This is a genomic window from Agromyces mediolanus (assembly GCF_014648575.1).
GTDB lineage: Bacteria > Actinomycetota > Actinomycetes > Actinomycetales > Microbacteriaceae > Agromyces > Agromyces mediolanus.
Map to the genome: position 1 here is coordinate 1,402,966 of NZ_BMRJ01000001.1, position 5,477 is coordinate 1,408,442.

General features: G+C 70.8%; 4 protein-coding genes. All 4 read left to right on the forward strand.

What is annotated here, in order from left to right; genetic code table 11:
• Positions 1–127 precede the first annotated feature (127 nt).
• The gene (locus IEY71_RS06645) at positions 128–1,663 is read left to right on the forward strand and encodes an ABC transporter substrate-binding protein (RefSeq protein WP_189084454.1); all 1,536 of its coding nucleotides are present in this window, start codon (positions 128–130) and stop codon (positions 1,661–1,663) included.
• 82 nt (positions 1,664–1,745) lie between these two features.
• A complete protein-coding gene (locus IEY71_RS06650) occupies positions 1,746–2,687 on the forward strand; it encodes an ABC transporter permease (RefSeq protein ID WP_189084455.1) in 942 nt (313 codons plus the stop codon).
• A complete protein-coding gene (locus IEY71_RS06655) occupies positions 2,684–4,582 on the forward strand; it encodes a dipeptide/oligopeptide/nickel ABC transporter permease/ATP-binding protein (RefSeq protein ID WP_189084456.1) in 1,899 nt (632 codons plus the stop codon). Before IEY71_RS06650 ends, IEY71_RS06655 begins: the two co-directional genes overlap by 4 nt.
• The gene (locus tag IEY71_RS06660; protein ID WP_189084457.1) at positions 4,579–5,421 is read left to right on the forward strand and encodes an ABC transporter ATP-binding protein; all 843 of its coding nucleotides are present in this window, start codon (positions 4,579–4,581) and stop codon (positions 5,419–5,421) included. Before IEY71_RS06655 ends, IEY71_RS06660 begins: the two co-directional genes overlap by 4 nt.
• The last annotated feature ends 56 nt before the right edge of the window (positions 5,422–5,477 follow it).

Below are 5,477 nucleotides of genomic sequence, written 5' to 3' on the forward strand. Positions count from 1 at the left end.
CTCGAGCTCCACGGCTACGGCGCCGCGGCGCATCGACGCGCAGAACGCGACCGGAGGGATCGGCACTCGCCCTGACCGCGATGTCCCGCAGCACCCACCTGTTTCCCCGCAATCGAGAGAAGAAGACATGAAGAAGGCACTGCCAGGCGTCGCCCTCGCCGCGGCCGCCGCGTTCGCGCTCACCGCGTGCACGTCCGGTACTGACGCGCCCTCCGACGGTGACGGCGGGACCTCGGTCCACCCGCTGAGCATCGGCAACTTCCTGGACGTCACCTCCTGGGACCCCTCGCTCGCCGACATCGGCTTCGACGGCCCCTACCTGTCGGCGGTCTACGACCCGCTGCTGACCATCGACGGCGACGGCCAGCCGCAGCCCGGCCTCGCGACCGACTGGGAGGTGTCCGACGATTTCACCACCATCACGATGAACCTCCGCACCGACACCGAGTTCTCGAACGGCGAGGCCTTCAACGCCGAAGCCGCCGTGAAGAGCCTCGAGTACCTGAAGGCGGGCGTCCGCTCGCAGGAGGCGTACCAGAAGGTCGAGAGCTTCGAGGCGGTCGACGAGGACACCATCGCGATCCACCTCACCCAGCGCGACGACACGATCCTCTACTTCATGGGCCTCGGCCGCAGCTACATGATGGCGCCCTCGGCCATCGACGACGGCTCGCTCGCCACCGCCCCCGTCGGCTCCGGCCCCTACACGCTGGGCGCGAGCTCGGTGCCCGGCGCGGAGTACCACTTCGACAAGGTCGCCGACCACTGGGCGGCCGAGGACTTCCCCTTCGACCCGCTCACCATCTCGCCGCTCTCGGACGCGACCGCCATGCTGAACGGTATGGAGGGCGGCCAGTTCAACCTCATCTACGGCGACAAGACCGCGATGGACCTGGCCCCCGACAACGGCTGGAACGTCGCCAGCGGACTCTCGATGTGGGTCGGCCTGCAGTTCAGCGACCGGCTCGGCGCGACCGAGATGGGCAAGCCGCTCGGCGACGTCCGCGTGCGCCAGGCGCTGAACTACGCGTTCAACGGGCAGGAGCTCGTCGACACCATCGGTCAGGGCGTCGGCGTCGCGACCAACCAGGTGTTCCCGGCCGACACCCCCGGCTACGTCAAGTCGCTGAATGAGCTGTACCCGGCGAACATCGAGAAGGCGAAGCAGCTGCTCGCCGAGGCGGGCTACGCCGACGGCTTCGACGTGACCATGCCGATGGCCCCGCCGTTCCAGCCGTGGCAGGCGATCATCGAGCAGACCTTCGGAGAGCTCGGCATCGGCGTCACCTTCAAGGAGACCGACTTCATGCAGTACATGTCGGTCGCGCCCGAGTACCCCATGTTCGTCGCGGTCATCGCGATGGACGGCAACCCGGTCGCCACGGTCGAGCGCCAGATCGCGAAGCCGCAGTGGTACAACCCGAACCCCGGCATCGAGGCGTTCCCCGAGATCCAGGCTCAGATCGACACGGTGTTCACCGCGGAGCCCGGCGACGAGCAGATCGCCGCGATCGAGAAGCTCAACGAGCTCGTCACCGAGCAGGCCTTCTTCTCGGTGTGGAGCCAGTCGACGAACACCTACATCTCGACCTCCGAGTTCGAGGTGACGCCGGTCATCGGCATGATGTTCCCGACGCTCCGCCAGATCGAGGTCGTGGGCTGACCGCCTCGGGACGGGGCCGCGCAGCCCGCGCGGCCCCGTCCCACCGGCTTCCCCCGAGTCCGCACCCGATCCAGGAGACCCCATGCTCACCTTCACGCTCAAACGGCTCGTCTCCGGCGTGATCCTGCTCGCCGTCGTGGCGACCGCGACCTTCTTCCTGGCGCACGCCGCGATCCCCGACCCCACGCTGGGCCTCCTCGGCAGCGCCGCCACCCCCGAGGCGCAGCAGGCGCTCGCGGCGAAGATCGGCACCGACCGGCCCGTGATCGTGCAGTTCGGCGACTGGATCGCCGGGCTCCTCCGCGGCGACCTCGGCGACTCCTGGAAGAACTTCCAGCCCGTCGGCGCGCAGATCGCGCTGAAGCTCCCCGTCACGCTCTCGGTCGTCACCGCCGCGGTGCTGCTCTCCGCCGTGCTCGGCGGCCTGCTCGGCGTGCTCGCCGGGCTCCGCCCCGGCACCTGGATCGACAAGCTCGTGAAGGCCGGCGCCGTCATCCTCTTCGCGCTGCCCGGCTTCTGGGTGGCGCTCCTGCTCGTCATGACCTTCGCGGTGCAGCTCAAGTGGTTCCCCGCGGTCGGCTACGTGCAGCCGCAGGAGTCGGTCGGCGGATGGCTCCAATCGATCACCCTGCCCGCGATCTCCCTCGCCCTCGGCGCCGTCGTGATGATCGCCGAGCAGCTCCGCAACGCGATCATCCGCGCCGACGGCCTCGACTACATGCGCACGCTCCGCAGCCGCGGCCTGCCGCAGTGGCGGATCGTCGTGCACCTGCTGCGGAACTCGGCCCCGCCCTCGCTCACGATCCTCGCGCTCATGTTCGTCGGCCTGCTCTCGGGCGCCATCATCGTCGAGCAGATCTTCGCGCTGCCCGGCATCGGGCCGCTCACGCAGGCGTCCTCGCAGAACGGCGACATCCCGATGCTGCTCGGCATCACCGTCGTGACGGTCGTCTTCGTCGTCATCATCAACTTCCTGCTCGACATCCTGCTCGGCTGGATCAACCCGAAGGCGCGTGTGAAGTGACCTCCCCGCTGACCGAGAACATCGACACCCGCGCCGGCCGTCGCGGCTCCGTCTTCGTCCGCCTGCTGAAGCGCCCCGCCGGGGCGATCTCCTTCGGCATCCTCGTGCTGATCGTGCTCGTCGCGGTCTTCGCGCCGCTGCTCGCCCCGTACGACCCGAACTTCGTCGACCTCTCCATCACCCGCGCCCTGCCGAGCCCCGAGCACCCGCTCGGCGGCGACACGACCGGCCGCGACGTGCTGAGCCGGCTGATCTGGGGTACCCAGATCACGCTCTGGGGCGCACTCGTGGCGATCGTGACCTCGCTCGTCATCGGCGTGCCCTCGGGGCTCGCGGCGGGCTACTTCGGCGGCGCGACCGACCGCATCGGCACCTGGATCAGCGACGCCGTGCAGTCGGTGCCCGGCATGATCATCCTGCTCATCGTCGGCGCGAACACCGGCAACGACTTCAACCTGCTCATGGTCACCGTCGGTGTGTTCATGGCGCCCGGCTACTTCCGGCTCACCCGCGCGACGGTGCTCGCCGTGCGGAACGAGGCCTACGTCGACGCGGCGAAGGTCTCCGGCCTCTCGCACGCGCGGATCATGGGGCGGCACGTGATCCGGCCCGTCGTCGCGCCGATCGTCATCCAGTCCGCGCTCACCGCCGGCATGGCGATGGGCATGCAGGCGGGCCTGCAGTTCCTCGGCATCGGCGGCGGCACCACCCCAGGCTGGGGCGCCGCGATGAACGAGGGCTTCCGGGTCATGCGCACCGACCCGCTGTTGCTGCTCTGGCCCTCGCTCGCCCTCGGCATCTCGATCGCCGCGCTCGCGGTGCTCGGCTCGACCCTCGCAGACGTCGTGAGCGTCACCGCCCCGCTGCCCTCGCGGAAGGCGCGGCGCGCCCGCCGCGCGGCGGAGCGCGCCGCGGCCTCCGGCGAACCGCTCGCCGTCACCGCCTCGACCGGCGCCGTCGCGCACGCCGCGGTGGACTCGGCGGTGCAGATCGAGAACCTGCGGGTGCGCTACGAGACCGCCGACGGCGAGGTCGAGGTGGTGCACGGCATCACGCTCGACGTGGCGCCCGGCGAAGTGCTCGGCATCGTCGGCGAGTCCGGCTCCGGCAAGTCGCAGACCGTGTTCTCGGTGCTCGACCTGCTGCCGAAGACGGGCAGCTACACGGCCGACGCGATCTGGATCGGCGGCGAGGACGTCACCGCCCTCGGCCGCCGCGACCGGGCGCGCCTGCTCGGCCGCGAGATCGGCTACGTGCCGCAGGAGCCGATGACGAACCTCGACCCCTCGTTCACGATCGGGCATCAGCTCACCGAACCGCTCCGCGCCGTGCACGGGATGAGCCGCGCCGACGCGAAGGCCAGGGCGCTCGCGATGCTCGAACGGGTCGGCATCGCCGATCCGCCCCGGGTCATGCGGTCCTACCCGCACGAGCTGTCCGGCGGCATGGCCCAGCGTGTGCTCATCGCCGGCGCGATCGCCGCGAAGCCCTCGGTGCTCGTCGCCGACGAGCCGACCACGGCGCTCGACGTGACGGTGCAGGCCGAGGTGCTGGAGCTCCTGCGCGAACTCCAGCAGGAGTACCGGATGGCGCTCGTCATCGTCACCCACAACTTCGGCGTCGTCGCCGACATCTGCGACCGCGTCGTCGTCATGCGGCACGGGTCCATCGTCGAGATCGGCGAGGTGGCGCAGCTGTTCTCGGCCCCCGAGGAGCCGTACACGCGGGAGCTCATCGCGGCCTCGCTCGACGGGGCCGAGAGCCGCGCCGAGCTCGACCGCGCGTTCGCGCTGACCGGTTCCGCCGTCGCCGCTGACGACCCCACGCCGGGGACCAGCACCACGGACACCACGGATGCCTCGACCGAGGCCGACCGCAAGGAGGTGCGCGCATGAGCGCGACCGCATCCGCCGCGCCGCTGCTGCAGGCGAAGGACGTCGTCGTCGAGTACGGCACCCGCCGCAAGCCGAACCGGGTGCTGCACGAGGTCTCGCTCGAGATCGCCCCCGGCGAGTGCCTCGGCCTCGTCGGCGAGTCCGGCTCGGGCAAGTCGACCCTCGGCAAAGCGATCCTCGGCCTCGTGCCCGTCGCTGGCGGCTCGATCGCCTTCGACGGCCGCGACATCACGCACGCCTCGGGCCGGGACCGCCGGGCGCTCGCCGCCGACATCCAGGTCGTCTTCCAGGACCCCTACGGCTCGCTCGATCCGCTGATGACCGTCGGCGACATCCTCGCCGAACCGCTCGCCACCGCCGGTGCGAGTCGTGCCGAGGCGAAGGCCGTGGTGGGCGAGATGCTCGACCGGGTACGGCTGCCGAAGCACGTCATCGACCGCTATCCGAGCGAGTTCTCGGGCGGGCAGCGGCAGCGCATCGCCATCGCGCGGGCGCTCGTGCGCCGGCCGAAGCTCATCATCTGCGACGAGCCCGTGAGCGCGCTCGACCTCACGACCCAGGCGGCGATCCTCGACCTGTTCATCGAGCTGCAGCGCGACACCGGCGTCTCGTACCTCTTCGTCTCGCACGACCTCGGCGTCGTGCGCCGCGTCTGCCACCGTGTCGCGGTGATGTACCGCGGCACGATCGTCGAGACCGGCGATGGCGAGCAGGTCACCGGCGATCCGCAGGACGCCTACAGCCGCCGCCTGCTGATGGCCTCGCCGGTCGCGGATCCCGCGCTGCAGGCCGAGCGCCGCGAGGCGTGGCTGGCGCTGCGCGGCGAGCGCGCCGCCTGACGGGGCGGACGCCGCCCGCCCGGCACGATCCCGGGCACGAGGAAGGGCCCCGCTCG

What these genes read in the sequence shown, in the direction of transcription:
- IEY71_RS06645 (WP_189084454.1), top strand. Translation starts at nt 128, where the DNA reads ATGAAGAAGGCACTGCCAGGCGTCGCCCTCGCCGCGGCCGCCGCGTTC.
- IEY71_RS06650 (WP_189084455.1), top strand. Translation starts at nt 1,746, where the DNA reads ATGCTCACCTTCACGCTCAAACGGCTCGTCTCCGGCGTGATCCTGCTC.
- IEY71_RS06660 (WP_189084457.1), top strand. Translation starts at nt 4,579, where the DNA reads ATGAGCGCGACCGCATCCGCCGCGCCGCTGCTGCAGGCGAAGGACGTC.